At 74.8% G+C, this 25,391-nt stretch carries 22 protein-coding genes; 4 read left to right on the top strand and 18 right to left on the bottom strand.

From position 1 onward, the window contains the following. The 7 genes from ACFP3R_RS18255 to ACFP3R_RS18225 all read right to left on the bottom strand — a co-directional run bounded on the left by ACFP3R_RS18255 (window position 1) and on the right by ACFP3R_RS18225 (window position 5,954). On the bottom strand, window positions 1–123 hold the full coding sequence (locus tag ACFP3R_RS18255; RefSeq protein ID WP_344033734.1) for a hypothetical protein: 123 nt from the start codon (window positions 121–123) through the stop codon (window positions 1–3). Between the two features lie 195 nt (window positions 124–318). After that, the gene (locus ACFP3R_RS18250; protein ID WP_380637417.1) at window positions 319–1,644 is read right to left on the bottom strand and encodes an NAD(P)/FAD-dependent oxidoreductase; all 1,326 of its coding nucleotides are present in this window, start codon (window positions 1,642–1,644) and stop codon (window positions 319–321) included. Between the two features lie 171 nt (window positions 1,645–1,815). Next, on the bottom strand, window positions 1,816–2,478 hold the full coding sequence (locus tag ACFP3R_RS18245) for a hypothetical protein (RefSeq protein WP_380637416.1): 663 nt from the start codon (window positions 2,476–2,478) through the stop codon (window positions 1,816–1,818). Next, entirely contained in the window at window positions 2,475–3,791 is a 1,317-nt protein-coding gene (locus ACFP3R_RS18240) for a DUF58 domain-containing protein (RefSeq protein ID WP_380637415.1), read from the bottom strand. Before ACFP3R_RS18240 ends, ACFP3R_RS18245 begins: the two co-directional genes overlap by 4 nt. Continuing rightward, entirely contained in the window at window positions 3,788–4,753 is a 966-nt protein-coding gene (locus tag ACFP3R_RS18235; protein ID WP_380637414.1) for an AAA family ATPase, read from the bottom strand. Before ACFP3R_RS18235 ends, ACFP3R_RS18240 begins: the two co-directional genes overlap by 4 nt. After that, window positions 4,750–5,247 (bottom strand): hypothetical protein, encoded by a 498-nt coding sequence (locus tag ACFP3R_RS18230; protein WP_380637413.1) that lies wholly within the window; start codon window positions 5,245–5,247, stop codon window positions 4,750–4,752. The genes ACFP3R_RS18235 and ACFP3R_RS18230 overlap by 4 nt, the downstream gene beginning before the upstream one ends. A gap of 38 nt (window positions 5,248–5,285) precedes the next feature. Continuing rightward, complete coding sequence (locus tag ACFP3R_RS18225) at window positions 5,286–5,954, bottom strand: DUF4129 domain-containing protein (protein WP_380637412.1); 669 nt, start codon at window positions 5,952–5,954, stop codon at window positions 5,286–5,288. A gap of 183 nt (window positions 5,955–6,137) precedes the next feature. Between ACFP3R_RS18225 and ACFP3R_RS18220 the strand changes: the two genes are divergently transcribed. Next, window positions 6,138–7,625: a S10 family peptidase gene (locus ACFP3R_RS18220; protein WP_380637411.1), complete on the top strand. Its 1,488-nt coding sequence runs from the start codon at window positions 6,138–6,140 to the stop codon at window positions 7,623–7,625. A 51-nt stretch (window positions 7,626–7,676) separates the two neighbouring features. On the opposite strand, the gene ACFP3R_RS18215 is transcribed toward ACFP3R_RS18220, so the two are convergent. The 4 genes from ACFP3R_RS18215 to ACFP3R_RS18200 all read right to left on the bottom strand — a co-directional run bounded on the left by ACFP3R_RS18215 (window position 7,677) and on the right by ACFP3R_RS18200 (window position 11,014). Next, window positions 7,677–8,627: a Ppx/GppA phosphatase family protein gene (locus ACFP3R_RS18215; RefSeq protein ID WP_380637410.1), complete on the bottom strand. Its 951-nt coding sequence runs from the start codon at window positions 8,625–8,627 to the stop codon at window positions 7,677–7,679. Between the two features lie 58 nt (window positions 8,628–8,685). Beyond that, complete coding sequence (locus ACFP3R_RS18210; protein WP_380637409.1) at window positions 8,686–9,993, bottom strand: lytic transglycosylase domain-containing protein; 1,308 nt, start codon at window positions 9,991–9,993, stop codon at window positions 8,686–8,688. 167 nt (window positions 9,994–10,160) lie between these two features. Beyond that, on the bottom strand, window positions 10,161–10,652 hold the full coding sequence (locus tag ACFP3R_RS18205; RefSeq protein WP_380637431.1) for a DUF501 domain-containing protein: 492 nt from the start codon (window positions 10,650–10,652) through the stop codon (window positions 10,161–10,163). Next, window positions 10,649–11,014 carry an FtsB family cell division protein gene (locus ACFP3R_RS18200; RefSeq protein ID WP_380637408.1) on the bottom strand — a complete coding sequence of 122 codons (366 nt, stop codon included), beginning with the start codon at window positions 11,012–11,014 and terminating at the stop codon, window positions 10,649–10,651. The genes ACFP3R_RS18205 and ACFP3R_RS18200 overlap by 4 nt, the downstream gene beginning before the upstream one ends. Here ACFP3R_RS18200 and ACFP3R_RS18195 point away from each other — a divergent pair. Beyond that, complete coding sequence (locus tag ACFP3R_RS18195) at window positions 11,013–11,144, top strand: hypothetical protein (protein WP_380637407.1); 132 nt, start codon at window positions 11,013–11,015, stop codon at window positions 11,142–11,144. The two genes, ACFP3R_RS18200 and ACFP3R_RS18195, sit on opposite strands and share 2 nt — an antisense overlap. Window positions 11,145–11,475: 331 nt before the next feature. Here the strand turns inward: ACFP3R_RS18195 and eno are convergent, their stop codons facing one another. Beyond that, window positions 11,476–12,762 (bottom strand): phosphopyruvate hydratase, encoded by a 1,287-nt coding sequence (gene eno, locus ACFP3R_RS18190; protein ID WP_380637406.1) that lies wholly within the window; start codon window positions 12,760–12,762, stop codon window positions 11,476–11,478. Window positions 12,763–12,872: 110 nt separating this feature from the next. On the opposite strand from eno, the gene ACFP3R_RS18185 reads away from it, so the two are divergent. Continuing rightward, window positions 12,873–13,586 carry an alpha/beta fold hydrolase gene (locus ACFP3R_RS18185; protein WP_380637405.1) on the top strand — a complete coding sequence of 238 codons (714 nt, stop codon included), beginning with the start codon at window positions 12,873–12,875 and terminating at the stop codon, window positions 13,584–13,586. A 68-nt stretch (window positions 13,587–13,654) separates the two neighbouring features. Then, window positions 13,655–14,032 carry a tetratricopeptide repeat protein gene (locus ACFP3R_RS18180; RefSeq protein WP_380637404.1) on the top strand — a complete coding sequence of 126 codons (378 nt, stop codon included), beginning with the start codon at window positions 13,655–13,657 and terminating at the stop codon, window positions 14,030–14,032. A 170-nt stretch (window positions 14,033–14,202) separates the two neighbouring features. On the opposite strand, the gene ACFP3R_RS18175 is transcribed toward ACFP3R_RS18180, so the two are convergent. The 6 genes from ACFP3R_RS18175 to mfd all read right to left on the bottom strand — a co-directional run bounded on the left by ACFP3R_RS18175 (window position 14,203) and on the right by mfd (window position 25,019). Beyond that, the gene (locus tag ACFP3R_RS18175) at window positions 14,203–15,060 is read right to left on the bottom strand and encodes a lytic transglycosylase domain-containing protein (protein ID WP_380637403.1); all 858 of its coding nucleotides are present in this window, start codon (window positions 15,058–15,060) and stop codon (window positions 14,203–14,205) included. A 101-nt stretch (window positions 15,061–15,161) separates the two neighbouring features. Next, window positions 15,162–15,815 (bottom strand): hypothetical protein, encoded by a 654-nt coding sequence (locus ACFP3R_RS18170; protein WP_380637402.1) that lies wholly within the window; start codon window positions 15,813–15,815, stop codon window positions 15,162–15,164. A gap of 241 nt (window positions 15,816–16,056) precedes the next feature. Continuing rightward, window positions 16,057–19,233 (bottom strand): S41 family peptidase, encoded by a 3,177-nt coding sequence (locus tag ACFP3R_RS18165; RefSeq protein ID WP_380637401.1) that lies wholly within the window; start codon window positions 19,231–19,233, stop codon window positions 16,057–16,059. Between the two features lie 350 nt (window positions 19,234–19,583). Further along, window positions 19,584–20,513, bottom strand: a complete 930-nt coding sequence (locus ACFP3R_RS18160) for a nucleoside triphosphate pyrophosphohydrolase (RefSeq protein WP_380637400.1) — start codon at window positions 20,511–20,513, stop codon at window positions 19,584–19,586. Further along, the gene (locus tag ACFP3R_RS18155; RefSeq protein ID WP_380637399.1) at window positions 20,510–21,445 is read right to left on the bottom strand and encodes a SurA N-terminal domain-containing protein; all 936 of its coding nucleotides are present in this window, start codon (window positions 21,443–21,445) and stop codon (window positions 20,510–20,512) included. The genes ACFP3R_RS18160 and ACFP3R_RS18155 overlap by 4 nt, the downstream gene beginning before the upstream one ends. 13 nt (window positions 21,446–21,458) lie before the next feature. Further along, the gene (gene mfd, locus ACFP3R_RS18150) at window positions 21,459–25,019 is read right to left on the bottom strand and encodes a transcription-repair coupling factor (RefSeq protein ID WP_380637398.1); all 3,561 of its coding nucleotides are present in this window, start codon (window positions 25,017–25,019) and stop codon (window positions 21,459–21,461) included. Window positions 25,020–25,391 lie beyond the last annotated feature (372 nt).

Below are 25,391 nucleotides of genomic sequence, written 5' to 3'. Positions count from 1 at the left end.
TCAGTCGTCTTTCTTGCTGCAGAAACGCTTCTCCGCGGTGGCGTACTCGGCGGAGAACTCCGCCAGCGCGCGATCCTCGATCTCACCGCGGCGAAGCTGTGCGGCCAGCTCCTCGAGCGACATCGCGGTCACCTCTCTCCCACTGATGCATCACACATTCAGGCGATACATCAGCCGTATTCTTCGGATCACGTAACGCAATGTCAAGCCGATCGGAGCCTGGTTAGCCCGATCGGGTGCTCAAGTTGCGGCACTGAGCCAGATGGTCCTCGCCCGTGGCCACCCGAACGGCGCAGCGTGACGAGGACCGTTCGCGGATCAGCTCTTCACGGCCCGGTCGAACTCGGCCTTGGGCTCGTGGATCTGCCCGAGCGCGACCACCTCGCGGCCCGAGAACAGCGCCTGCGTCCAGTCCACGAAGACCCGGAACTTGCGGTTCACCGTGGGCATGAACATCACGTGGTAGCTGCGGTGCATGAACCAGGCGACGACGCCCTTGAAGCGCATCCCGTACACGTCCGCGACGCCCTTGTAGAGGCCGAGGCCGGCCACCGAGCCCACGTACTTGTGGTGGTAGTCCTTGGGCTTGTGGCCGCGCAGGGCGGCCACGATGTTCTTGCTCAGCAGCTTCGACTGGCGGATGGCGTGCTGCGCGTTGGGCACGCAGGTCGCCGACGGGTCCTCCTCGGTGCGCGAGAGGTCCGGCACGGCCGAGCAGTCGCCCGCGGCCCACACGCCCGGCAGGCCGACCACCTGCATGGCCGCCGTGCACTGCACCCGGCCGCGCGCGTCCAGCGGCAGGTCGGTGTTGCGCAGCACCGGGTTGGCCTTCATGCCCGCGGTCCAGATGATGGTGTCCGAGTCGAACTCGGTGCCGTCGTCGAGGACGACGTGGCCGCCCTCCATCGACTTCACCCGGGTGTCGAGGTAGCACCTGATGCCGCGCTTCTCCAACTGCTCGACGGTCCAGACGCCGAGCCGGGCGCTCACCTCGGGCATGATCCGGCTGGTCGCCTCGACCAGCACCCAGTGCATGTCCTCGGGCTTGAGGCCCTCGTAGTAGCGCAGCGCGTAGCGGGCCATGTCCTCCAGCTCCGCCAGCGTCTCGATGCCCGCGAAGCCGCCGCCGATCACCACGAAGCTCAGCAGTCGCCTGCGCAGCTCGGGGTCGTTGGTGCTGGCCGCCTGGTCCAGCCGCGACAGCACGTGGTTGCGCAGGTAGATGGCCTCGCCGATGGTCTTCATGCCGATGCCGACCTCGGGCAGGCCGGGGATCGGCAGGGTGCGCGAGATCGCGCCGAGCGCCGAGACCAGCACGTCGTACTCGAACTCCTCGACGTGCCCGTCGGCCAGCTCGACCGTCACGGCCTTGCGCGCGTGCTCGACCTTGGTGGCGCGGCCGGTGACGACGTGGCAGCGCTTGAGCACCTTGCGCAGGGGCACCACCACGTGGCGCGGCTCGATCGAGCCCGCCGCCGCCTCGGGGAGGAACGGCTGGTAGGTCATGTGCGGCTGGGGGTCGATCACCGTCACGGACGCCTCGCCGGAACGCAGCTTCCTCTGCAACCCCAGCGCGGTGTACATGCCGACGTACCCACCGCCGACGATCACGATCCGTGTGGGTTGCGACTTCACAGCAGCCATACACACATGGTCCCACCGGGGACCTGGTTCACGCGCATCGGAGCACCCCGTTGTGACCACTGTCGCCGGGTGACGCCCGACACCACCCGACTGACCAGCGCGTCCCGGAGAACCCGCTGAGAGGAACGATCCAGTTGTTCAGCTCGCGCTGAGCCGGGAGGCCCCTTTTCCTCAGCTCCTGCGGCGCAGCAGGAGCACGGTCACGAGCACCAGTCCCACCGCGCACGCCAGCCCGATCAGCTCGACCGGCGCGTCCGTTCGGCGGGCGGGCAGCAGGGTGACCAGACCGGCCAGCGCGAACACGGAGAGTTGGACGAGGGCGAACCGCCTCGCGGGTGCCCCTAGCGCTTCCGGGTGAATCCTGGAGTGGAGCGGGAGGACCGCCGCGTAGGCGCACAGCACGTGCACCAGGTGCAGCAGGACGACCAGCGCGAGGACCGCCGGCCAGGACGGGCCGTCGGTGGCGAACACGACGGCCACGGCCGGGTACCCGATCAGCAGCGCCGCCGCGGCGGTCGTCGGGATCGCCGCGGCGGCGACCGCGATCGCCAGGTAGAGCGCCAGGGCCGGGGACTCGACCCCGACGGCGGCGAGCACCGCCGCCACCGCGCCGCAGGTGAGCGCGATGGCGGCCCGCAGCACCCAGCCGGGGAGGCCGGGGCGCAGCTCGATGCGCTCGCCGGGGTTCGGGCTCGGCCTTCCTGGGGGCAGGTCGGGCTCACCGGGGCGCGGGTCCGGCCCTCCGGGGCGCGGGTCGGGGTTCGCCGCGCCGGTCCCGCTGTTCGCGGGGCCGCTCACCGGGCCGCTCACCGGGCCGGTCACCGGGCCGGTCACCGGGCCACCCGCCGGGCCGCCCGCGCCTGCCGCAGCACGCCCCCGATCGGCGCGCCCCACGACACCACGGCCACGCCGTGCTGCCGCATCGCCTCCAGCCGCACGTCGTGCTCCAGCCGGATCACCTTCATCGCGCTCTCCCCCCACACCGACTCCCCGTCGGCCCGCAACCGCTCCGGCAGCACGTCCACCGCCAGCACGAGGTTGCCGCGCCGGGCCGCGTGCACGGCCAGCTCCACCACGTCGGCGTCCAGGAACGGCGACAGCACCACCACCAGCGCGCCGTGCGGCACCTGCTCGGGCCGCAGCACCGGCCGCTGCGCCCAGCCCGCCCACCGCGCGCACACCACCAGCTGGTTGCGCAGCCGCAGCAGCTGCCGCCGCCCCACGCCCGCCCGCAGGCTCAGCCGGGGCCGGGCCAGGTCGACCAGGCTCACCCGGTCCCCCTGCCGCAGGTAGCCCGCCGCCAGCGAGGCCGCCGCCCGCACCGTCCGGTCGAGGGTGCCGCCGCGCCGGGCCGTGGTGTCGCGCAACGCCACCGCCCAGTCGCCGACGTCCTCGCCCAGGTCGACCCGGGTGTCCAGGGCCAGCACCACGTCGGCGTCGGCCTCCGCGTGGTGCTCGCGGACGTGCAGGGCCCCGGTGCGCACCGACACGCGCCAGTCGATCCGCCGCAGCCGGTCGCCCGGCTGGAACGCCCGGATGTCGCGCAGCTCCACCGAGTCGCCCGGTCGCCGCGCCCGGTGCGCGCCGACGACGACCGCCGCGCGGGCGGGCAGCAGGCCGGCCGGCAGCCGCTCGACCGGCGGCAGGATGACCCGGCCGCGCTCGGGCGCGGTGACCGGGCCGTGCACCAGCAGCGCGTCCGGGCCCGCCACCAGGTGGTCGGGGCGCAGGTCGACGCCCTCGCCCCAGGCGTCGCGGCGCAGCACGAACCCGATCTCGCGGGCCGAGGCCGGCAGCAGGTGCACCGGGCCGATGCCCTCGCCCGCCACCGGCAGGCGGATCGCCAGCACCTCCGCGCCGACACCGGCGTCGACCTCGACCGAGGACTTCGCCGCGCCGACCTCGCCGGTGAGGGGCAGGCCGCGGACCCCGACCACCGGCGTGCCGCCGACCGGGGTGACCAGCGCGAGCAGCGTGGAGATCAGCAGCGGCGCGCCGATCAGCACCAGCTCGACCCGGTGCAGCACCGCGCCCGCCACCACCAGGCCGACGCCCAGCACGAGCCCGCGCACCAGCGCGTCGGTGGGGTGCCACCGCGCGCCGCGCCCGCCGGTCAGCGCCTCCCGCAGCCGCTCCGCGCGGCTCACGAGCGGCTGCTCGCGGGACCCGCCACCCGGCCCAGCAGCTCCGTCACGACCTCGACGCCGGTGGTGCCGGAGGTCCACGTCTCCGGGCGCAGCGTGAGCCGGTGGGCCAGCGCGGGCACCGCGCACTCCTTGACGTCCTCGGGCAGCACGAAGTCCCGCCCGTCGAGCACCGCGAGGGCCCGGCCGACCAGCACCAGCGCCTGCGCGCCGCGCGGTGACGCGCCGACCTCGACGGCCTTGTGCCCGCGGGTCGCGGCGGCGAGGTCCACGCAGTAGCGCAGCACGTCGTCGTCCACGCCCACCCGCTCCACGCCCTGCTGGAGGGCGAGCAGCCGCTCGGTGTCGAGCACCGGCGGCACCTCGGTCTCCTCCTGCCGGCGGACCAGCCGGCGGCGCAGCACCTCGACCTCCTCCTCCGCCGGCGGGTAGCCGACGTCCAGCCGGAGCAGGAACCGGTCCAGCTGCGCCTCGGGCAGCGGGTAGGTGCCCTCGTACTCGACCGGGTTGGCGGTGGCCAGCACGTGGAACGGGCGCGGCAGCCGGAAGGTGCGGCCCTCGACCGTGACCTGGCGCTCCTGCATGGCCTCCAGCAGCGCCGACTGGGTCTTCGGCGGGGTGCGGTTGATCTCGTCGGCGAGCAGCAGGCCGGTGAACAGCGGGCCCTCGCGGAAGGCGAACTCGCGCGTGCCCGGGTCGTAGAGGAACGAGCCGGTCACGTCCGCCGGCAGCAGGTCGGGGGTGCACTGGAGGCGCGTGAAGTCCAGCCGCAGGGCCTGGGCGAGGCTGCGGGCCATCAGCGTCTTGCCCAGGCCGGGCACGTCCTCCAGCAGCACGTGGCCGCCCGCGAGGACGGCGGCCAGCGCGAGCCGCAGCGACCGCTCCCGGCCCACGACCACCGTGCCGACGGCGTCGAGCACGGCCCTGGCCTCGGCGGCGATGGTGCTGGTGTTCGGCGGCGTCACAGGTTCTCCAACAGGTCGGCGAGCCGCGCGGGCCCCGGCAGGGGCGCGCCCGGGTCGGTGAGCAGGCGGTGCAGTTCGGGGCCGAGCAGGCCCGGGGCCCGGGGGTCGTCGAGGTCGGGCACGCCGTGCCGCTGGCGCAGGCGCGCCTCGGCGAGGCGGCGCAGGCGGGGCTGGACGCGCCGGGCGAAGCGGGCCTGGTCGACCGCGGCCTCCGCGAACCGGCCGGCCAGCCCGCTCGCCCGGGTGGACGTGGCGCCCGCGACCTGCGCCGGGGGCGGCGCCCAGAGCACGTCGGTGGCCCGCGGCAGGCACGAGACGAGCAGCGCCAGCGCGCCGACGGGCAGCGCGAGGACCACCGCCCAGTGCACCGGCGCGCCCACGCGGTAGAAGACGAACCCGGTGACGACCACCCCGAGGAGCCCCACCGCGGCCGCCTTGCCCAGCGGGAGCAGCGGGGTCGCGGCGAACCCGGCCGCCCGGTCGCGCCCGGTCACCGCACGACCCCCTCCAGCCCCCACCCGGTCGCGCCCCGTCACCGCAGCCCCCGCACGATCGTCTCCAGCGCCTCGGTCGCGGCGCGGGCGTCATCCCGGGTCACCGCGGCCGTGCCGAAGCGGGCCCGCTGGTACGCGCGGCGCAGCGCGGCCGTCGCCGCCTCGTCGACCCGGTAGCGGGCCAGCAGGTCGCCGGTGAACTCGGTGGAGGTCTGGTGACCCCGCCGCGGCAACCCGCTGTCCCCGGCCGCCCGCTCCAGCGACAACCAGGCGGCGATCACCGCGTCACCCGGCGGGCCGTCACCCCGTTCCCGCAGCTCCCGCAGCGCCTCGGCGGCGCGCCGGACGAGGATCTCGGGCGGCGGCGCGTGCCCCTCGTCGAACTCCGGGTTCTCCACCCCGCGCCCCGTGGCCCGCCGCCGGCGGCGCCGGGCCTCGCCGAACGCGTAGAGCAGGACCGCCAGCACGCCGACGACCGCGACCACCACGACGACGAGCACGAACACCAGGAACGACCCGGCCGCGGTCGAGCCCTCCACGTCGCCGAGCGGGGCGGGGCTCCGGGAGGGCGGCGTCGGGGTGGGCGTGTCGTCACCGCCGCCACCCCCGCGGTCGACGTAGGTCACCGGCGACGTCCCGCGCGCGGCCAGCGCCACCAGGACGAGCGCGGAACCCACCGCGAGGGCGAGCGCGAGCCGGGGTTTCATGGCACCAGGATGCCCGGCACCCCCTGGTTCCCGCCGGGGTTTCGCGGCGGACGGGGTCCCGGACCGCCGCCCGCCACCCCCTCCCGCCACGCCTCCGACCACCAGCGGGCCCGGCAAGTGGTAACGCCTCCGCCCGGGGCGGAAAGCCCGCGCGGGACCGACCCCGCTCGTAGAGTTCCGGGCATGACCGACAAGGACACCGCCGACGAGCAGCCCGTCAACGACGAGTCCGCCGGCGCGGAGGACCTCCCCGCCGACGACCTCGTCACCACCCGGCACAGCATCACCGTCAAGCGGCGCAAGCTGAACTACACCGCGACCGCCGGCCGGGTCGTGCTGCGCCAGGAGGTGCTGACCGACGGCAAGTTCGACGGCCACCTGCCCAAGGCGGAGGTCTTCGTCACCGCCTACACCCTGGACGGGGCCGACCCCTCCCGCCGCCCGGTGACCTTCGCGTTCAACGGCGGCCCCGGCTCGTCCAGCGTGTGGCTGCACCTCGGCCTGCTCGGCCCGCGCCGGGTGGTCTCCGGCGACGCCGGCGCGCCCGTCCCGCCGCCGTACGACCTGGTCGACAACGCCGAGACCCTGCTCACGCACAGCGACCTGGTGTTCATCGACCCGGTGTCGACGGGCTACTCGCGCGCGGTCAAGGGCGAGAAGCCCGGCGCGTACCACGGGTTCCAGGGCGACCTGGAGTCCGTCGGCGAGGTGATCCGGCTGTGGACCTCCCGCAACGGCCGCTGGATGTCGCCGAAGTTCCTGGCCGGCGAGTCCTACGGCACCCTGCGCGCGGCCGGCCTCGCCGAGCACCTCCAGAGCCGCTACGGCATGTACCTCAACGGGCTGATGCTGATCTCCTCGGTGCTGGACTTCACCACCCTGGACTTCAGCGACAACAACGACGTGCCGCACACCCTGTTCCTGCCGACCTACGCGGCGATCGCGCACTACCACGGCCTGCACGGCGACCGGTCGCTGGAGGACGTGCTGGCCGACGCCGAGGACTTCGCCTCGCGCGACTACCCGTGGGCGCTGGCGCGCGGCAACCGGCTGTCCGCCGAGGAGCGCGCGGGCGCGGTGGCGCGGCTGGCGGCGCTGACGGGCCTGTCCGAGGACTACGTGGACCGGGTGGACCTGCGCGTCGAGCACGTGCGGTTCTTCACCGAGCTGCTGCGCTCGCGGCGCCTGGTGGTCGGCCGGCTGGACTCGCGGTTCACCGGGCCCGAGCACGACCACGGGCGCGAGCACTTCAGCCAGGACCCGTCGTACGCGGCGATCCTCGGGCCGTACACGGCGGCGCTGAACCACTACGTGCGCGTCGACCTCGGGTACGAGAACGACCTGCCCTACGAGATCCTGACCGGCAACGTGCGGCCCTGGTCGTACAAGGAGTTCGAGGGCGCGCACGTGTCGGTGGCGGACAAGCTGGCCACCGCGATGCGCGCCAACCCGCACCTGAAGGTGCACATCGCCTACGGCCACTACGACGGCGCGACGCCGTACTACGCGGCCGAGCACGTGGTGGCGCACCTGCGGATCCCCCAGGAGCTGCACGACAACATCGAGTCGGCGTACTACCCCGCCGGCCACATGATGTACGTCCACGAGCCGTCGCGGGTCCGGCAGTCGAAGGACCTGGCCGACTTCGTGCAGGCGTCCTCGAACCGCTGAACCCCGGTCCGCCCGGCCGGGGATCGACCCCCGGCCGGGTGACCGCGCGCCTCAGACCTGGGAGAACGCGATCCCGTCGAGGATGTCGTGCTCGCTCGCCACCAGCTCGGTCACGCCGCGCTCCGCCAGGTGGTCGGCCAGCGCGCGCACGATCAGCGCCCCACCGCAGATGACGTCCACCCGGCCGGGGTGCATCGACCCGAGCGCGGCCCGCTCGTCGTGGTCCATGGCGAGCAGCGCGGCCGTGGTCTCCCGGACCTGGTCGGTGGTCAGCCGGGCCAGGTGGATCTCGGCCGGGTCGTAGCGCGGCAGCCCCCTGGCCGCCGCGACCAGCGTGGTCACCGTGCCCGCGACGCCGATCCAGGTCTTCGCCCGGTCCACGGGCACGGCGTCGAACGCCTCGCCCAGCACCTCCCGCGTCACCCGGACGGCGTCCTCGACCTCGCGCCCGGTGGGCGGGTCGGAGCGCAGGCAGCGCTCGGTGAGCCGCACGCACCCGATGTCGACCGACCGGGCCGCCGCGACCTCGCCCCGGACGCCGTCCCAGTCGCCCAGCACCAGCTCGGTGGACCCGCCGCCGATGTCGGAGACCAGGAACGGGCCGTCCGCGCCGTCCAGGTCGGACACGGCGCCGGTGAAGGACAGCCGGGCCTCCTCGTCGCCGCTGATGACCTCGGCCTCGACGCCCAGCACCTCGCGGGTCATGGCGAAGAACTCGTCCTTGTTGGCCGCGTCGCGGGTGGCCGAGGTGGCGACCATGCGCACCCGCTCGGTCCCCTTGCGGCGCAGCACGCCCGTGTAGTCGACGAGCGCGGCCCTGGTGCGCGCCAACGCCTCCGTGTGCAGCTCGCCGGTCGCGTCCACGCCCTGGCCCAGGCGGACCACGCGCATCTCCCGGTGCACGTCGCGCAACCAGCGCGCGCCGTCGTCCGAGGTGGTCACGTCGGCGACGAGCAGGCGGATCGAGTTCGTCCCGCAGTCGATCGCGGCCACGCGCGCCATGCCTGGTCCCTCCGGTCGGTGGTCGTCCCACCGGCAGCGTAGTCCGCCGTTCAGGGGATCAGGCGGGCCGCATCGAGGAGGTCACCGACGAGGAACCCACCGACGAGCCCACCGACGAACCGGCCGACGAGCTGGACCCGGCCGACGAGCTCGCGCCCGGCGTGGAGGCCGGCCCGGTCGTCGCCGCGGAGCTCTCCGCGGCCGTGGTGGTGGCGGTGGTCGTCGTGGTGGTCGGCGTGGTCGTCGTCGGGCAGTTCGGCGGCACCGGCGCGGTCGTCGTGGTCGTCGTCGGGGACGTCGTGGTGGTGCTGGTCGGGGTCGGCGTCCCGGTCGGGCACTGCGGCGTGGTCGTCGTCGTGGTCGTGGTGGTCGTCGTCGGGTTCGACGGGACCAGCGTGATCGTGGTCGGGCTCGTCGACGGCGGGTTCGTGGTGCTCGGCGGGGTGCTCGTCGACGGCGGGTTCGACGAGCCCGGCGGGGTGCCGCCCGGCGAGTCGCTGCCGTCGTCGCCGAAGTCGTCGTCCGAGCCGATCACGTCGGGGGTCGGCGTCACACCGTTGGCGTACAGGTCGGCCCAGTACAGCACCGTCGCCACGTACGAGTTCGACTGGTTGTAGCGGAACACCGACCGGGCCCGCTGCTGCGGGTCGCCCAGGTCGGCGTCGTGGGCGCACAGGTAGTTGCCCGCGCCGATGGTGGCGTCGTAGACGTTGTTCGGGTTGCGCTCGCCGTCCTCGTTGCCGTCGGCCGCGTAGCCCGCCCAGGTCGAGGGGATGAACTGCATGGGCCCGACCGCGCGGTCCCACGTGGTGTCGGCGTCGAACCGGCCGCCGTCGGTGTCGCGGATCGCCGCGACGCCCGGCGAGCCGTTCAGCACCGGGCCGAGGATGCGCTCGACCGTGTCGCCGTTCTCCGCGACGCGCCCGCCCCTGGCGTGGCCGGACTCGATGCGGCCGATGCTCGCCAGCAGCGGCCAGTCCAGGTTGCAGCCGGGCGTGGTCTCGGCCAGCCGGTCGGCCGCCCTCAGGTACGCGTCGAGCATGACGCCGGGGATGCCGTGCTGGCCCTCGCGCAGGAAGCCGCCCTCCAGCGGGGGCAGGTCGTCCTCGAACCCGCCGGGGTCGTCCGCGTCGGCCAGCAGGGACGCGCTCAGCTCGTCGGTCTCCGGCAGCTGGCCGGTGGCGCCCAGCGCGCCCCCGTCCAGGGCGAGCGTGCCGAGCACGTCACCGGGCCCCGGTGGGACGGCCTCGATGTCGGTCCGGCCGGCCAGGTTGACCCAGTCGAGCGGGACGCCGCCGTGCAGCAGCGTGGGGACCAGCATCGCGCCGATCGCGGCGGACGCGAAGCCCCACTGCCGAGGCGTCATCGTGCCCGGCCGGACCCTCGTCCGCTTCCTCGCCCGTCGCTTGGACTTCGGCACAGCCACGAACTCCCCATCGCCTCGTCACCCGGCCCCGCGATCCAGCCTGCCTGATCCGAACGGCGGTGTCACGGTGATGTGCCCGCTTTGTGCGTGGAGAACTGCCCGTAGGGTCAGTTTTTCACCTTTGACGCGCAATCCCCTCCGGGCCACTCGTCCGCCAACAGGTCCAGGGCCTCGTCGCCGAACGGGTTCACGCCCCGGCCGGCGGCCAGCGAGTGCGCCACGTGCACGTGCAGGCACTTCACCCGGCTGGGCATCCCGCCGGCGGTCACGGTGGTGCCCAGCGACTCGATCGCGTCCCGCTCGGCCAGGTACGCCTCGTGCGCCCGGAGGTACCGGCCGGCCAGCTCCTCGTCGACCGCGAGCCGGTCGGTCATCCCCCTCATCACCCCGGCGCCCTCCAGCGTGCTGACCAGGGAGGTCAGCCGGGGGCAGGTCAGGTAGTAGAGGGTCGGGAACGGGGTGCCGTCCTCCAGCCTCGGGTTGGTCCGCACGACCGCCGGGTGCCCGCCGGGGCACCTCGCCGCGATCGCCCTCATGCCGCGCGGGGCGCGCCCCAACTGCGCCGCGACCGCCGCCCGGTCCTCGTCGCTCACCGTCATCGCGCCGCCGCCGAATCCCACAACTGCTCGTACCACGCCTTGTCCTCGGCCGGCTTGGTCGCCGGTCGTTGCTGTTCCAGTTCGCGTTCCGCGTCACCGGGGAGCTGCACCACGTACGGTGTCTCGCCGGGTCGGACGTAGTGCAGCCGGCGCCGGGCCTCGGCCTCCAGGTGCGCCGGGTCGGCCAGTTCCCGCTTGCGCTGCTCCAGCCGCTCGACCTCGGCGCGCAGCGTCTCCTGCGAGGCGCCGACCTCGCGCAGCTCCTCGCGCTGCGCCAGGTACGTGCGCAGCGGCACGGCGATGCTCAGCGCCAGCGCGCACACCACCATGGCCAGCAGCGCGGCGCGGCGGGTGCCGGTCATGCCGAACGCGCCGCCGGTGCCGGCGCCCGCGCCCGCCCTGGTCCGGGCCCTCGACTGGGGCCGCCGCGCCTGCGGGCGGGCCGTCGACCCACCCCCGGCGGTCCTGCCCCTCGGGACCGGACCCCTCTGAGCCGAACCCCTCGGAGCCGAACCCTTCGGGGCCGAACCCCCGGTGGTTGAACCCGGCGGCACCGAACCCGGCGTCGAACCCCGGGGAGCCGAACCCAGGGGGACGGGCCCGCCCTTGGGCGGCGTCGACCTGCCTGACGAGGGCGTCGGTCCGCCCTCGGAGGCCGCCGACCGCCGGGCCGCGCCCCCCGCCCGGTCGGTCCCCTGGCCGGGGGTCGCGCCCCCGGCGGTCCCGCCCCGGTCCGCGCGCTCGGCCGCCCGGCGGTCCCGGGCAGCCCGGGACCCCCGCGCGGCGTCGCGGTCGCGCACGGCGTCCCGGTCCCGACGTGCCATCAGCCCTCCGGCGTGTACCGCGGGAAGGCCAGGTCGCCGGCGTAGCGCGCGGCGTCGCCCAGTGCCTCCTCGATGCGCAGGAGCTGGTTGTACTTCGCGGTGCGCTCACCGCGGGCGGGGGCGCCGGTCTTGATCTGGCCCGCGCCGACGGCCACCGCGAGGTCGGCGATCGTGGTGTCCTCGGTCTCGCCGGAGCGGTGGGACATCATCGACTTGTAGCCGTAGGAGGTGGCCAGCGCGACCGCGTCCAGCGTCTCCGACAGGGTGCCGATCTGGTTGACCTTCACCAGCAGCGCGTTGGCCGCGCGGCGGGAGATGCCCTCCTCCAGCCGCTCCGGGTTGGTCACGAACAGGTCGTCGCCGACGATCTGCACGCGCTCGCCCAGCTCGGCGGTCATCTGCACCCAGCCGTCCCAGTCGTCCTCGGACAGCGGGTCCTCGATCGACACCATCGGGTAGGCGTTGACCAGCTCGGTGTAGTAGCCGGTCATCTGCTCGGCGCTGCGCTTGGTCTTCTCGAACGTGTAAGCGCCGTCCGAGAAGAACTCGGTGGCGGCCACGTCGAGGGCCAGCGCGATGTCGCGGCCGGGGGTGAAGCCGGCCTTCTCGATCGCGACCAGGATCAGGTCCAGCGCGTCGCGGTTGCTCGACAGGGACGGCGCGAAACCGCCCTCGTCGCCCAGACCCGTGCCCAGGCCCTTCGACTTCAGCACCGACTTCAGCGCGTGGTACGTCTCCGCGCCCCAGCGCAGGGCCTCGCGGAAGCTCTCCGCGCCGATCGGCGCGATCATGAACTCCTGGATGTCCACCTCGGTGTCGGCGTGCGCGCCGCCGTTGAGGATGTTGAGCATCGGCACCGGCAGGACGTGGGCGTTCGGGCCGCCGATGTAGCGGAACAGCTCCAGGCCGCTCGACTCCGCGGCCGCCTTCGCCACGGCGAGCGACACGCCCAGGATGGCGTTCGCGCCCAGGCGGGACTTGTCCGGCGTGCCGTCCAGGTCGACCAGCTTCTGGTCCACCACGCGCTGCTCGACGGCCTCGATGCCGACCAGCTCCGGACCGATCTCGTCGAGCACCGCGGCGACCGCGCGCTCCACGCCCTTGCCCAGGTAGCGCTTGGCGTCGCCGTCCCTCAGCTCCACCGCCTCGTGCTCACCGGTCGAAGCCCCCGACGGCACCGCGGCGCGCTCCAGCGTGCCGTCGTCCAGCGCCACCTCTACCTCGACGGTGGGGTTGCCTCGCGAGTCCAGGATCTCGCGGGCGCCGACCTGCTCGATGACCGCCACGTGCGCTCCCTAGTCAGACCATCTTCTGTATCGGTGACGAGCCTAGTTGGTGCAAGGTGTGGGACGGCCCCGGCTCGGGTGTTGGGGCCGGGGTCGGGAGGGGTTCACGCGTGGTTCACGTCTCGCGGGGTGGTGACGGCCCCCTGCTGGTGCTGCTGCACGGGCTGGGTGCGACGGGGTCGGTGTGGCGCGGAGCTGCGCGGACGTGGCCCGGGGCGTGGTTGGCGGTGGACCTGCCGGGGCACGGGCGGTCGGCGCCGCTGGAGCGCTACACGTTCGGCGCGCTGGCGGAGGCGGTGGCGACGGCGGTGCCCGCCGGGCAGGTCGCCGTGCTGGGGCACTCGCTGGGCGGCGTGGTGGCCCTGGAGCTGGCCGGCGGGTCGTCCGGGGTGGACGTGCGCGCCGCGGGCGCGGTCGGCGTGAAGCTCCGGTGGACCGACGACGAGCTGGCCAGGGCGGCGGGGCTGGCGGCGAAGCCGGCGCGGGTGCTCCCCACCCGGGAGGAGGCCGCGGCCTGGGCGGCGAGGCTGGCCGGCGTGCCGCTCCCGGACGGGGTGGTCGAGGCGGACGGCGGGTGGCGGGCGGCGCTCGACCCGGCGGCGTTCGGGGTGGGCGCGCCGGACGTGGACGGGCTGCTCGCGGCGGCCCGGTGCCCGGTGGTGCTGGCGGCCGGAGAGGAGGACCCGATGTGCCCGCCGGAGCACCTGCTCGCGGCCGACCCGGGTGGAATCGTGCTGCCGGGGGTGGGTCACAACGCCCACGTGGAGGACCCCGCGTCGATCACGCCGGTGCTGGAGCGGCTCCACCACGCTCTGGTGGCCTGACACGCCGGTCCCGTCATCCGGTCGGCTGTCGTACGCCGGGCGGGTGCGCGGGTAGCGTTGATCGGACCATGACTGACGGCACCTTCGAGGCGTTCCGCCGGGCCGAGGCGCTGCTCGCGGAACGCCGACCGCTGGAGGCGCTGCGCGAGCTCGCCGTCGTGCTCGAAGCGGCGCCGGAGCAGGCGGGCGTGCAGCTGCTCGCCGGGCGCGCCTACCTGGGGTCCGCGCAGCTCAAGCGGGCCGAGGCGGCGTTCCGGAAGGTGGTGGAGCTGGACCCGAGCGACCACTACGCGCGGTTCGCGCTGGGTCGGACGCTCCAGCGGCAGAGCCGGTTGCCGGAGGCGTTGACGCAGCTGCGGATGGCGGCGGCGATGAACCCGTCGCCGGAGTACCAGGAGGCGCTGGGCGAGGTCAGCGCGCGGATGGCGGTCGAGCGGGACCGCTGAGAGCGGCCGGTGCCGGCCCAGCCCTCAGCCCGGCTCCAGCCCTCAGCCCCGGTGCTGGCCCGACCCTCGGTCCGGACTCGGCCTCAGCCCCCGGCCCCAGCCCTCAGCCCCAGCCCCAGCCCGGCCTCAGCCCCTGGCCCCGGCCCCCGTTGCTGGCCCCCGGCCCGGCGTCAGCCCCCGGTGCTGGCCCGCGCGTAGGCGTCGGCCCCGCTGAAGACCTCCTGGCCGTACTCGGTCGAGTTGTTGTAGTCCAGCACCGCGTCCCACCAGCCGGCGCCCGTACCCAGGTCACGACCGCCCGAGCAGAGGTAGCGGGCGGCGGCCAGGGCCGCGTCGTCGATGTTCTGCGGGTCGGGCGCGGCGCCGTCGCCGTTCGCGCGGACCGCGTAGCGCGCCCACGTGGTGGGGATGAACTGCATCGGGCCCACCGCGCGGTCCCAGCGCGTGTCGCCGTCGAGGACCCCGCCGTCGCTGTCCGCGATGGCCCGGACGCCCGGTGACCCGTCCAGCGGGATGCCGACGATCGGGCTCGACGGACGGCCGTCCTCGCCCAGGCGCAGGCCGCCGATGGTGCCGTGGTGCGACTCGATGCGGCCGATGCCGGCCAGCGTCGCCCACGAGATGCGGCACGCCGGGTCCTGGGTCCGCATCGCCAGATCCGCGACGGCGTAGGCGCGCAGCGCGCGGGCCGGGACGTCGATCTTCTCCGACAGCGCGGCGGCCCACTGGCGCAGCGGCTCCGAGGTCTCGGTCACACCGGGTGAGACCCGGGGTTCACCTGAAGTGGGGACATCACCACCCGAACCGGGAACACCGGCACCCGGCTCGACCTCCTGGAACGGCACCGGGAACGGCGGGTCGGCGGCGTTCCCCGGCGCGGACCGGTTGAACGTGGCCAGGGCCCAGGCGCCACCGGCCACGAACGCCAGCAGGAGCGCGACCAGCGCCAATCGTCCGACGAGGTTGCCGATGCGGCCGCGCGCCGGCGGGCGCGGCTCCTCGGTTTTCGACGGCGGCGGAAGGACCACGACCCCAGGCTACGTGCTCGTGACGCGTACTCCGGGTCTCGACCCGAACAACCTCGCGTTCACGAACGGGGGACCTCGATTGGGGGACGGCCCAGGAGGAGTCAGGACCCGCCGGGTTCGGTCGTCGGCGCGCCGGCACCGGGCGCGGTCGGCGCGGTGGTGCCCGGGTCGGTGGTACCCGGGACCGTCGTGCCCGGATTGGTCATGCCCGGGTCGGTCGTGTCCGGGTCGGTCGTCCCGGGCGCGGTCGGGACCGGGGTGGTGGGTTCGGTCGCGGGCGGCGCGGTCGTCGGCGGGACGGTCGTCGACGCGGTGGTGGGCGCGGTCGTCGGGTCGTCCGGCGAGGTCGGCCGGGGCCTGGTGGGCCACCCGGTCAGCACGGCGGAGGACGGCCGCGGCGACAGCGGTGGCGGCGTCGACCGGGACGGCTCGCCCCGCGCCGGCCCGACGGGCACGGCGGGCGCCGAGGTGTCGGGCCGACCGGCCGGCACCTTCCCCCCTTGGAGCCCCCGGCGGTCCGCACCGACCCGGACCGCGCCCGCCCGCGGCTCCGGTGACCGCACGGGCGTGGCGGGCAGCGCGGTGGCCCGCGCGCTCACCGGCACCTGCCCGGTGACCCGCACGGCGTCGCCGGCCCCGGTGCGCGCCGGCGGCTCGGGCCGCGCGACCACCAGCACCAGCACGGCCAACCCGCCCACCGCGAACAGCGGCGCCAGCACCACCGCCGACAGGTACCCGCGACGACTCTGCGTCAACGAACGATGACTCAACGTAACCAACCCCTGCCCCGATCTGGTGATGTCCATTGATCGGGTTCAGCCCACCGGTCGCAATGACCCCGGTGTCACACGCCTGGGTGGACTCGATCGGGTAAGCCGCCTGACCTGGCCCAACCGGCACGACCGGCTCGCCCCGGCACGACCGGCCACCCCAGCCCACCCAGCTCCCCTCAGCGCTCCCCCGGCTCCCCCCAGCGCCTCTCCAGCTCCCCCCGGCTCACCCCAGCGGGGGCAGCTCGGGCGGGGTGGCGGCCGGGCGCGACTCCAGCGCCTCCAGCGCCAGCCGCACCGCCGTGTCCAGCTGCGGATCGCGTCCCGCCACCCGGTCCTGCGGCGTCACCACCACCTCGACGTCCGGGTCCACGCCGTGGTTCTCCACGCCCCACCCCGGCCCGGCGAACCACGTCGCGTACCGGGGCTGGGTCACCAGCGTCCCGTCCACCAGCGTGTACCGCATGTCGATGCCGATCACCCCGCCCCACGTGCGGGTGCCGACCACCGGCCCGATGCCCATCTCCCTGATCGCCACGTTCACGATGTCCCCGTCCGACCCGGCGAACTCGTCCGCGATCGCCACCACCGGCCCGCGCGGCGCGTCGTTCGGGTAGCTGTCGGCGGTGGTGTAACCGCGCGCCACCGACCAGCCGATGACCCGCCGCCCGAGCTTCTCCACGACCAGCTCCGAGGTGTGCCCGCCGCCGTTCTCGCGCACGTCCAGCACCACCGCCTCGCGCGCCAGCTCCACCCGCAGGTCGCGGTGCAGCTGCGCCCAGCCCGCGCCCGTCATGTCCGGCACGTGCAGGTACCCGACCCGCCCGTCGGACAGCTCGTGCGCCCGCGCCCGCCGGTCGGCCACCCACGCGTGGTAGCGCAGCGGCTCCTCGTCGGCCAGCGGCACCACCACCACGCGCCTCGGCCCGCCGCCACCGCCCGGCCGCACGGTCAGCTCCACCGGCTTGCCCGCCGTGCCCACCAGCAGCGGCGCGGGGCCGGTCACCGGGTCGACCTGCCGCCCGTCCACCGCCGTGATCGCGTCCCCCGCGCGCACCGCCACGCCGGGCGCGGCCAGCGGCGACCGCGCCGCCGGGTCCGACGTCTCGCCCGGGATCACCCGCGCGACCCGCCACGCGCCCTGCTCGTCCCGCTCCAGGTCCGCGCCCAGCAGGCCCACGGCCCGGCCGCGGGAACTCCCCGAGGGGATGACGTAGGCGTGGGACGTGCCCAGCTCGCCCTGCACCTCCCACAGCAGGTCCACCAGGTCGCCGTAGCCGCCCAGCCGGTCCACCAGCGGCCGGTAGCGCTCCAGCACGCCCGCCCAGTCCACGCCGCCCATGTCGGTGCGCCAGAAGTGGTCGCGCATGAGCCGACCGGCCTCGGCGTACGCCTGGCGCCACTCGGCCCCCCGGTCCACCACCACCCGCAGGCGGGACAGGTCGACGTCCACCGAGTCATTGTCCTCCGCGTCGACCTTGCGGTCGGCGGGCACCACCCGCAGCTCGTCGCCGTCCTGCACGACCACCCGCTGCCGGTCGCCGGTCACCTCGAACGCGTCGACGTCGTCCACCAGCGCTTCGGCCCGGCACCTGGTCAGGTCGAACCGCTCCAGCACGGCGCGCGGCGCGCGGGCGGCGGGGGTGGCCAGGTTGTCGCCCAGCACCCCGCGCAGCGGCGAGCGCAGCCACAGCAGGCCGCCCTTGGCGGCGGTGAGGCCGGCGTAGCGGGCGGCCGGCACGGGCACCGCCACCACCCGGTCGGCCAGGCCCTCCAGGTCGACCACGGTGATCGGGTTCTCGTCGTCCTTGTCCTTGTCCTTCTCGGCCGGGTCGTCGCCGACCGGGCGGCCCAGGCGCAGCGGGTCGAACGGCGACGGCGTGGTGGCCGCGAGCGGCACCAGGTGGGGGCGGCAGCCGGTGGGGAAGGACAGGTCGAACACGTGCGCGTCGTACACCGGGTCGAAGCTGCGCACGGACAGGAACGCGAGGTAGCGGCCGTCCTCGGTGAACGTGGGCGAGAAGTCGGAGAACCGCAGCGGGGTGACGTCCACGACGGACAGGTCGGTGGTGTTGGTCATCCGGATGTGCTGGAGCGGGCGCGGGCCGGGGTGCGACCAGGCCAGCCAGTTCGAGTCCGGGGAGAACGCCAGGTCGTCGACGTGCGGGTTCGCGCCCCGGAGGACCTCGCGCACCTCGCCGGACTCGACGTCGACCAGCAGCAGCCTGCCGTCGTGGGTGGCGACCGCGAGCCGCCGGCCGTTCGGCGACACGGCCAGCTCCAGCACGCGGCCGAGCCTGCCGACCGCCACCCGGCGCGGTTCGTCGCCCGGTTCGGCGCCGCCCACCGGGGAGAACTCCAGGCCCTCCTCGCCGTCGGCGTCGGTCACCCACACCACGCCGTCGCCGACCACGCGCGGCAGGCGGGCCCGCACGCCCGGCCGCTCGGCCAGCGCCCGGACCGGGCCGTCCCGGTGCGTCACCCAGTGCACGGTGCCGCGCACCTCGACCACGCTCGCGCGGCCGGTCCGGTCGGGGTGGAAGTCGTCGGGGTGCGGCGCGACGTGGCGGGGGCGGCGGGCGGTGCGCGGGCCGCCGAGGGAGACCTCCAGCCTGCGGGGCGTCGCGCCGTCGAGGTCGTCGAGGAGCCACAGCTCGCCCGCGTGCTGCCAGACGACCCGCGTGCCGTCGGTGGTGGCGACGCGCGCGTAGAACTCCTGCTCGGTGTGGCGGCGCAGGTCCTCGCCCGCCGGGGTGGCGGAGTAGAGGCTGCCGACGCCCTCGTGGTCGGACAGGAACGCGATCCGGTCCCCCACCCACAGCGGCGAGGTCAGCGAGGAGGTCAGTCCGGGCAGGATGCGCGCGAACCCGCCGTCGCCGGTGCGGTCGACCCACAGCTTGCCCGCCGCGCCGCCCCGGTAGCGCTTCCACCAGGCGGGGTCGCGGCCGTAGACGGAGGTGACGACGACCTGGCGGTCCGGGCCGAACGCCACGTCGTCCACCCAGCCGAACGGCAGCCGGCGCGGCGGCCCGCCGTCGACGGGCAGGGCGTGGGCCCACTGCCGGTTCGCGGTCGCCTCGCCGGCGGTGGTGACCGCGACGACCTCGCCGTCCCCGGTCCACCCGCGCACCCCGGTGCACCACGAGCCCCAGTAGGTGAGCCGGGTGGCCTCGCCGCCCGCCACGGGCGCCAGGTGGACCTCGGGCGCGCCGTCCCGCCTGCTGGTCCACGCCAGGCGCGTGCCGGTCGGGTCGAAGCGCGGGGAGGACACCGGCACCCGGTCGGCGGTGACCCGCCAGGCCCGGCCGCCGTCGAGCGGCGCCAGCCACACGTCGTCCTCGGCCACGAACGTGACGAGGTCGCCGTGCAGGTGCGGGAAGCGGAGGTAGGCGGGTTCGCTCACCCCCTCGACGTTAGCGCCCCGGTGACCGCCCCCAACCCCACCCTCGCGAGTCGTACGCCCAGACCCCGCGTGTCGTACGTACAGACCCCCCGAGTTACACGTTCAGCCCGCGCGAGTCGAACGTTCAGGACCACCGTGTCGAACACCCAGGACCCCCGAGTTCCACGTTCACGACCCACGGCACGGCCTGAGCAGGTGCGCGAATGTGGAACTCACCCGTCCTGAGCGTTCGACACGGTCGACGTGGGTGTTCGACTCGCGGGCTGAACGTGTAGTTCGGGGGGCGTGAACGTGTAACTCGGGGGGTCTGGACGTACGACACGCGAGGTCTGGAGGTACGACTCGCGGGTTTAGGTGGGCCAGTGGGTGCGCCAGGCTTCGGGAGGCAGGGGGGTGGTCAGGCCGGCGGTGCGGGCCGAGAGTTCGGCGGCGCGGACCCGCTGGGCGAAGGCGCGGGCGGCGGCGCGCAGCTCGGTTTCGGGGTCCTCGCCGGCCAGCTTGGCCAGGGCGGCCACCGCGAAGAGGGTGCTGCCGGTGTCGTCGCCGGTCGGGAGCAGGTCGGCGGGGAGGCCGGCGCGGGCGGCCCGCTGGACCAGCTTGGCGGCCAGGGCCACGGCGGGCTGGGTGGTGGCCACGCCGTCGAGGCTGGAGGTGCGCTGCTTCTCGGCCTGCTTCAGCTCCTCCCAGCGCTGCTGCTGGGTGGTCGCGTCGCGCACGGCCGGATCGCCGTCGCCGGAGAACACGTGCGGGTGCCTGCCGACGAGCTTGGCGACCAGGTCGGCGGCCACCTCGTCGATGCCGAACGGGGCGGACGGGTCCTCGGCGGCGATGCGGGCGTGGAAGAGAACCTGGAGCAGCACGTCGCCCAGCTCCTCGCGCAGGGCCGCGCGGTCGCCGTCCTCGATCGCCTCCAGCAGCTCGTAGGTCTCCTCGACCAGGTACTGCCGCAGCGACTTGTGGTCCTGCTCCGCGTCCCACGGGCAGCCGCCCGGCGAACGCAGCCGGTCCATCACGGCCGCCGCGTCCAGCAGCGGCGCGCCGGGGGTGCGGATCACCGGCGAACCGGCGGCCACCAGCGCGCGGGCCGCGGGCTCGGCCGGGTCCGTGGTCAGCAGCACCACGTCGGTGGCGGGGGTGAAGGCGGCGGCCGGCGGTACCGGCTCGGCGCCCCAGACCCCCGGGTCCACGCCCTCCCCCGCGTACACCGCCGCCGCGCCGCGCACGGCGGGCAGCGCGGCGGCGGGCAGCACGGGGGCCTCCCCGACGAGGACGACCGTCACGAGTCGGTCTGGCGGGCCGCCGCCTGGAAACCGGACAGCTCGCCCTCCGAGGGCGCCAGGGAGATCGCGGTCGGGTCCCACACGCCGTACCGCGGGTTGACCTCGACCTCCGGGTTGCCCGCGAGCGTCTGCACCAGCCGCAGGCCGATCTGCTCCAGCAGCTGCGGCGTGAGCTGCTCGGTGGACGACTCGCCGGAGACCCGCACGTCGGTCTTGCGGTCGGTGACGTACGCGACGATCCACTGGGCGCTGCCCGGGTCCGGCGGGAACGCCACCACGGTGCCCGGCTCGACGCCGAACAGCGGCGACTGCACCGACTGCGGCGACTCGGCCGACCGCACCACCTGGCCGAGCCGGCCCAGGGACTGGCCCTGCTGGCTGCGCGGCGCGGCCTCGACGAACGCGGCCATCCGCCCCGGGTCCGCCGCGACCTGCCTGGCCTTCTCGACCGCGTCGGCGTTGTCCTCGGCGAAGAAGTAGTCGAACGTGACCTCCATCCGGTCCACGTACCGGCGCGCCAGCTCCACCAGCAGCAACTGGTCGCGGGCGCGCTCCCGGAAGGTGGCCGCGTCGTACACGGTGTTCTGCGAGGCCAGGTCCGCGCCGCCCGCCTGCTCGACGGACTCGGTCACGTCCTCCTCGGACACCGCGATGCCCTCGCGCCGCGCGGCCAGGTCGATGAGCTGGTGCTGCACGCCGAGCGTGACCAGCTGCCGGGAGACCTGGTCGAGCTTGCGCTGGTCGTGCAGCTTCCGGGCCTCGGGCTCCTTCTGGAGCACGACGTCCAGCCGCTGCTGCACGGTGTTCAGCGGCAGCGCGGTGTCGCCGACGATGGCGGCCGCGCCGACCTGGCTGGGACCGCTGCCGCAGCCCGCCACGAGCAGTGCGACGGCCGCGCCGATCAGGGTGAAGCGCCTCTGCACAGTCCTCACGACCGGTACCTTCTCACGACCGCGATGAAGCCCCCGTGACGGGGCTCACCGCCAGGGACCGCAGGAACTGGGCGCACCAGTCCAGCAGCTCCTGGTCGCGCAACTGGGGCGCGCCCATCCGGCCGCCGGCCGCTCCCTCCGTCGGCCTAGGCACGCTGACCGAGGAGGTCGCCTGCTTGTGCACCGCCTTGGGGTGCAGCCGCCGCAGCCGCACCAGCTGGCTGTCCTTCAGGTCCAGCGGCGTGAACCGGATGTTCTGGCCCATCAGCACCACCTCGGTCACGCCGTGCTCGCGGCACCCCTGCCGGAACCGCGCCACCGCCAGCAGCCGCTCCACGGGCAGCGGCGGCGTGCCGTAGCGGTCCTTCAGCTCGTCCCACACGGCCTGGAGCGCCGCCTCGTCGACCGCCGCCGCGATCTTGCGGTACGCCTCCAGCCGCAGCCGCTCGCCCGGCACGTAGTCGTGCGGGATGTGCGCGTCGACCGGCAGGTCCACCCGGACCTCGGCCGGCTCCTCCTCGCCGTCCGCGCCCGCGTGCCGCCGGAACGCCTCCACGGCCTCGCCCACCAGCCGCACGTACAGGTCGAAGCCGACGCCCGCGATGTGCCCGGACTGCTCGGCGCCCAGGATGTTGCCCGCGCCGCGGATCTCCAGGTCCTTCATGGCCACGGCCATGCCCGCGCCCAGCTCGGTGTTCTGCGCGATGGTGGCCAGCCGGTCGTGCGCGGTCTCGGTGAGCGGCGACTCCGGCGGGTACAGGAAGTAGGCGTAGCCGCGTTCCCGACCGCGCCCGACGCGCCCGCGCAGCTGGTGCAGCTGCGAGAGGCCGAGCAGGTCGCCGCGCTCCACGAGCAGCGTGTTGGCGTTGGAGATGTCCAGGCCGGTCTCCACGATCGTGGTGCACACGAGCACGTCGTACTCGTTCTCCCAGAAGCCCTGGATGATCTTCTCCAGCCTGTCCTCGTTCATCTGGCCGTGCGCGGTGATCACGCGGGCCTCGGGGACCAGCTCGCGGATGCGGCGGGCGGCCTTCTCGATCGTCGACACGCGGTTGTGCACGTAGAACACCTGGCCGTCGCGCAGCAGCTCGCGGCGGATGGCCGCGCCGACCTGCTTGTCGTCGTACTGGCCGACGTAGGTCAGGATCGGGTGCCGCTCCTCGGGCGGGGTGAGGATGGTGGACATCTCGCGGATGCCCGCCAGCGACATCTCCAGCGTGCGCGGGATGGGGGTCGCGGACATGGTCAGCACGTCCACGTGCGTGCGCAGCGCCTTGATGTGCTCCTTGTGCTCGACGCCGAACCGCTGCTCCTCGTCCACGATGACCAGGCCCAGGTCCTTGTAGCGCAGGCCCTTCTGGAGCAGCCGGTGCGTGCCGATGACCACGTCCACCTCGCCGTCGGCCAGGCCCGCCACGGTCTGCTCGGCCTCGGCCGCGTCGGTGAACCGGGACAGGCCCCGGACGTTCACCGGGAACGCGCGCATCCGCTCGGTGAAGGTGTTCAGGTGCTGCTGGGCGAGCAGCGTGGTCGGCACGAGCACCACGACCTGCTTGCCGTCCTGCACCGCCTTGAACGCCGCCCGCACCGCGATCTCGGTCTTGCCGTAGCCGACGTCGCCGCAGATCACCCGGTCCATCGGGACGCCGCTCTCCATGTCGGCCTTGACCTCGTCGATCGCGGCCATCTGGTCGACGGTCTCGGTGAACGGGAACGCGTCCTCCAGCTCCCGCTGCCACGGCGTGTCGGAGCCGAACGCGTGGCCGGGCGCGGACTGGCGGGCGGCGTAGAGCTGCACCAGCTCGGCGGCGATCTGCTTGACCGCCTTCTTCGCCTTGGCCTTGGTGTTCTTCCAGTCGCTGCCGCCGAGCCGGTTGAGCGTGGGCAGCTCGCCGCCGACGTAGCGGGACACCTCGTCGAGCTGGTCGGTGGGCACGAACAGCCGGTCGCCGGGCTGGCCGCGCTTGGACGAGGCGTACTCCAGCACCAGGTACTCGCGGGTGGCCCCGGCCACGGTCCGCTGCACCATCTCCACGTACTTGCCGATGCCGTGCTGCTCGTGCACCACGAAGTCGCCGGCCTTGAGCGCCAGCGGGTCCACCGCGTTGCGGCGGCGCGAGGGCATCCGGCGCATGTCCTTGGTGGACGTGCCGTGCCGCCCGCCGGTCAGGTCGGTCTCGGTGAGCACGACCAGGGCCAGCTCGGGCAGCGCGAACCCGTCCTCCAGCGCGCCCCGGACCACGGTGACCTCGCCCGGTCGGGGCGCCGCGGTGAGGGCGTCGGCGCAGGTGGCGGCCACCTCGGCGTCGCGCAGCTGCTCGGTGGCGCGGTGGGCGGTGCCCGCGCCGGGCACGACCAGCACGGCCGTGCCGCCGGCCGCGGTGTGCGCGCGCAGGTCGGCGAAGGCGCGGTCCACGTCGCCCTGGTACGCCTCGACGTGCTCGAACTCCATCCGCAGGACGTCCGAGCCCTCGGTGGTGAGCTGGCTCAGGGTCCACCACGGCCGGCCGGCGGCGCGCGCGGCCTCGCCGACCTCGGCCAGGCCGCGGTAGGCCGACGCGCCCAGGTCGATGGGCGCCTTGCCGCCGCCCGCCGCGGCCATCCACGACGCCTCCAGGAACTCCTGGCCGGTGCGCACCAGGTCGTGGGCGCGGGCGCGGATCTTCTCGGGGTCGTTGAGCACCACGTGCGTGCCCTCGGGCGCCACGTCGGTGAGGAGCTGGAGCGCGCCCTCGCACAGGGCCGGGATGAGGGCCTCCATGCCCTCCGACGGGATGCCGTTGGCCAGCTTCTCCAGCATCTCGTGCAGCTGGGCGTCGGCCTCGTGCTCGGCGGCGAGCGCGGCGGCCCGCGCCCGGACCTGCTCGGTGAGCAGCAGCTCCCGGCACGGCGGCGCGGTGAACGCCCGCACCTCCTCCGGCAGCGAGCGCTGGTCGGCGACGGAGAACGGGCGGATCTCGCTGACCTCGTCGCCCCAGAACTCCACCCGCAGCGGGTGCTCGGCGGTCGGCGGGAACACGTCCAGGATGCCGCCGCGCACGGCGAACTCGCCGCGCTTCTCGACCATGTCCACGCGGGTGTAGGCGAGGCCGGTCAGGTCGACGAGCAGCTGCTCGAAGTCGTGCTCGGAGCCGACCTCCAGGTCGACGGGCCGCAACTCGCCCAGGCCCGGCGCCATCGGCTGGATCAGGCTGCGGACCGTGGTGACCACGACCCGCAGCGGGTTGTCGCCGGGGTGGGCGAGCCGGCGCAGCACCTGGAGGCGGGCGCCGACGGTGTCCGCGCGCGGGGACAGGCGCTCGTGCGGCAGCGTCTCCCAGGACGGGAACAGCGCCACCTGCTCGGGCCCGATCAGGTCGCACAGGACGGCCCGCAGCTCGTCGGCCTCGCGGCCGGTGGCGGTCACCGCCAGCACGGGGGTGCTGCCCGCCAGGGCCGCGGCGACCAGCGGCCGGGCCGCCGGTGGTCCCTCCAGCTCCAGTTCGGGCACGCCGACGGAGTCGACGAGGGCGCGCAGCGCCTTGTCGGGCAGGACGGCGGTCAACAGGCCGGACAGCGGACCGGGCTGGGGCATCGTGAGCAGCTCCCGGGGGCGATGCGGACAGACCCCTGCCCGGGACCTGGAGGAAGCCGCCGCGGGAGGGGTTCTCTGGACACCAGCCTACGGGCACGCCCGACGGGCCGCGCGCGGATTGGCGGGGACGGGGGCGGGGCGGGAGGTGGGGGCCTGGTGGGCGCACCACCGCCCACCAGGGCTGTTCGCGCGCGGGGGCGGAGCGCCCGGTCGACGCCCCGGCAGGATCACCCGATCGTGGTCGGCCGGGAGGAGCTGCGGGGGAAGCTGCCAGGGAGCCGCCGGGGAGCCGCGGGGCCGGAAAGCCGCGGGAGTCCGGGAGCAGCCCGGGGAAGGCCCCGCAGACGGCGAGCACACGGCCGACCCGTCATG

Source organism: Saccharothrix lopnurensis, assembly GCF_042658445.1.
GTDB lineage: Bacteria > Actinomycetota > Actinomycetes > Mycobacteriales > Pseudonocardiaceae > Actinosynnema > Actinosynnema lopnurensis.
The sequence above is the reverse complement of the archived record's forward strand: the minus strand, read 5'-3'. Positions and strand labels throughout refer to the sequence as shown.

Bases quoted from the DNA above. Each gene is read 5' to 3' on its own strand.
- ACFP3R_RS18255 (WP_344033734.1), bottom strand. From the start codon at position 123: ATGTCGCTCGAGGAGCTGGCCGCACAGCTTCGCCGCGGTGAGATCGAG.
- ACFP3R_RS18250 (WP_380637417.1), bottom strand. From the start codon at position 1,644: ATGGCTGCTGTGAAGTCGCAACCCACACGGATCGTGATCGTCGGCGGT.
- ACFP3R_RS18225 (WP_380637412.1), bottom strand. From the start codon at position 5,954: ATGAAACCCCGGCTCGCGCTCGCCCTCGCGGTGGGTTCCGCGCTCGTC.
- ACFP3R_RS18220 (WP_380637411.1), top strand. From the start codon at position 6,138: ATGACCGACAAGGACACCGCCGACGAGCAGCCCGTCAACGACGAGTCC.
- ACFP3R_RS18215 (WP_380637410.1), bottom strand. From the start codon at position 8,627: ATGGCGCGCGTGGCCGCGATCGACTGCGGGACGAACTCGATCCGCCTG.
- ACFP3R_RS18210 (WP_380637409.1), bottom strand. From the start codon at position 9,993: ATGACGCCTCGGCAGTGGGGCTTCGCGTCCGCCGCGATCGGCGCGATG.
- ACFP3R_RS18205 (WP_380637431.1), bottom strand. From the start codon at position 10,652: ATGACGGTGAGCGACGAGGACCGGGCGGCGGTCGCGGCGCAGTTGGGG.
- ACFP3R_RS18195 (WP_380637407.1), top strand. From the start codon at position 11,013: ATGCCGAACGCGCCGCCGGTGCCGGCGCCCGCGCCCGCCCTGGTCCGG.
- ACFP3R_RS18200 (WP_380637408.1), bottom strand. From the start codon at position 11,014: ATGACCGGCACCCGCCGCGCCGCGCTGCTGGCCATGGTGGTGTGCGCG.
- ACFP3R_RS18180 (WP_380637404.1), top strand. From the start codon at position 13,655: ATGACTGACGGCACCTTCGAGGCGTTCCGCCGGGCCGAGGCGCTGCTC.
- mfd (WP_380637398.1), bottom strand. From the start codon at position 25,019: ATGCCCCAGCCCGGTCCGCTGTCCGGCCTGTTGACCGCCGTCCTGCCC.